This window comes from Psychrobacillus sp., from assembly GCF_056205495.1.
The window spans coordinates 1-2,024 of sequence record NZ_JBAEAP010000087.1; the positions used below are offsets into that span (position 1 = coordinate 1).

The following is a 2,024-nucleotide window of genomic DNA, read 5'->3' on the forward strand; positions in this document are numbered from 1 at the left end:
TAGTAAGTGATGTTCAGATAGCTTCACGTTTCTTTTTGTTGGTTTACATTCTAATCGATGTGGTGTCATATTTCGTTCGAGTCTCTTCTCCACATTGGCTTCTAACTCAACAAAGTAAATAGAAACACCTTTGGATGACATCATTTGACAGATATTCTCTATATCATCCCAATCCTCTTGTTTGTCAAAATACCATACCTTCGTAAAGATCATTCCATCCTGATTACTTTTCAAAAATGATTGAAATATCTCCATTCGAAACTGGTGAGTCAGTCTCCACATTTCCTCACTAAAGCCAAAAAGTGGCTCTAGCAAATCTATTGTCATATGGTTGTGAAACAGCTTAAGACCAGTTTCCCTCGCAAGCTCCTGTCCAACCGTCATCTTACCAACTGCTTGAGGTCCAAATATAAAAACAAACTTATTCATTTTAACGCTCCTATCCATACTAATCTTCAATAATTAACATATTTGTTTCATCAAACTCCCATGTATCTGCGTAGGCAATCTCCCAATAATAACCGTCTAGGTCAGTAAAGTAGCCACCGTAGCCACCCCAATCTGTTGCTTGAGCTACTTTTTGGATAGTTGCGCCTGCTAAATGGGCCATTTTCATTAATTCGTCTACTTCTTCTTTTGTTTTTGCGTTATAAGCAAGTGTGAAGCCTGTAAATCCATTGGACACATTCGGTGGATTATCTGAATTTATGTCTTTTGAAAGTTCATCCAATGGATATAAAGCTATTTTAGTACCTTCATTTTTAAAGAAGATGATATGTGGATTTGATTCTGGTCCTCTTACAGAAGTAACAAATCCTAGCTTCTTATAAAATTCATGTGCACGGACAATATCTTTTGTCCCAAGTGTGATAATATTTATGCGATTCATTGTAATTCCTCCTATATATTTTTTCGAGATTGTGGACATATTCCATCTTTCATTGAGCCAAATGTATGTCTATTAAAAGGATGTCCATAATAATAAAGCAGGAATTGTACATTGGTAAACGTTACTAATAATGCATACAAGGAGTGAAAAAATGAAAAAGCAGGATGACTTTATTACAAAAGCACCGAAAAAAGAAAAGATAACAATTGAAAATGGATCTACCTATCCAAACGGTAACCATGTTCCTGGTGACTCGGTTGATAAACATAAAGCACTCGAAGAGGCCAATATCATTCTAACTGGCGACGAGATCAAACAACAAAACGAAAATTTATAATTTTTTCAAATACTAGATGGTATCTCTATCTAGTATTTTTTTAAGATTTTTCCTAAGTAAATTTGGTCTCAAGAAACTCTCCTATTATTAATACAACAAAAGATTTTTCTTTCCTTCTACCACTTACTCCTTTTGTAAGTTGCAGTTTAAATATAAAGGGGAAATAATTCTATAAACCTATCAAGCAATAATTTGGCAATTATTTAAGAACTATAATACAATCAATTATATGAGTCTTACGGATTAGGTCTTAGGACTCTCATTCTAAGTTTTTATTTGAAGATAGGGGAGAAAAGATGAGTATCTATGATTTTGATTTTAAATTACCGGATATCAGTGGTAACTTGGTTTCATTAGAAAAATTTAAGGGGAATGTAGTGTTGATCGTCAATACTGCAAGCAAGTGTGGCTTTACATACCAATATGAAGATTTGCAAAAATTATATGCTCGATATAAGGAGCAGGGATTTGTAGTCCTAGGATTCCCATCTAATCATTTCGATGACCAGGAGCCTGGTATTAATTCAGACATTAATCAATTTTGTAAGATAAATTTTGGTGTACAATTTCCAATGTTCTCAAAGGTAAAGGTAAGAGATAGTGAAGCAGAGCCTCTGTTCAATTATCTTACGGCAGTAAAGCCTTTTAAAGGATTCAATCATTTTCACCCTTCTGCACGAATATTGAGTTCCATTATAAATGAAAAAGTTCCACATTTTATGCATGGGAACTCTATCAAATGGAATTTCACTAAGTTTCTATTAGATCGAAACGGCAATGTTCTTCATCTTTTTGAGC

At 34.0% G+C, this 2,024-nt stretch carries 4 protein-coding genes; 2 read left to right on the forward strand and 2 right to left on the reverse strand.

What is annotated here, in order from left to right; all coding sequences use genetic code 11:
* Positions 1–429 (reverse strand): AAA family ATPase (locus AC06OU_RS02720; protein ID WP_475853812.1); only part of this gene is annotated, 429 nt, incomplete at its 3' end.
* A gap of 19 nt (positions 430–448) precedes the next feature.
* Positions 449–889: a VOC family protein gene (locus AC06OU_RS02725; RefSeq protein ID WP_475853813.1), complete on the reverse strand. Its 441-nt coding sequence runs from the start codon at positions 887–889 to the stop codon at positions 449–451.
* Between the two features lie 151 nt (positions 890–1,040).
* Here AC06OU_RS02725 and AC06OU_RS02730 point away from each other — a divergent pair, with 151 nt between their 5' ends.
* A complete protein-coding gene (locus AC06OU_RS02730) occupies positions 1,041–1,226 on the forward strand; it encodes a hypothetical protein (RefSeq protein WP_475853814.1) in 186 nt (61 codons plus the stop codon).
* A 296-nt stretch (positions 1,227–1,522) separates the two neighbouring features.
* On the forward strand, positions 1,523–2,024 hold a 502-nt coding region (locus tag AC06OU_RS02735), incomplete at its 3' end, for a glutathione peroxidase (RefSeq protein WP_475853815.1).

Coding starts and splice junctions, on each gene's coding strand:
- AC06OU_RS02725 (WP_475853813.1), bottom strand. CDS start 889: ATGAATCGCATAAATATTATCACACTTGGGACAAAAGATATTGTCCGT.
- AC06OU_RS02730 (WP_475853814.1), top strand. CDS start 1,041: ATGAAAAAGCAGGATGACTTTATTACAAAAGCACCGAAAAAAGAAAAG.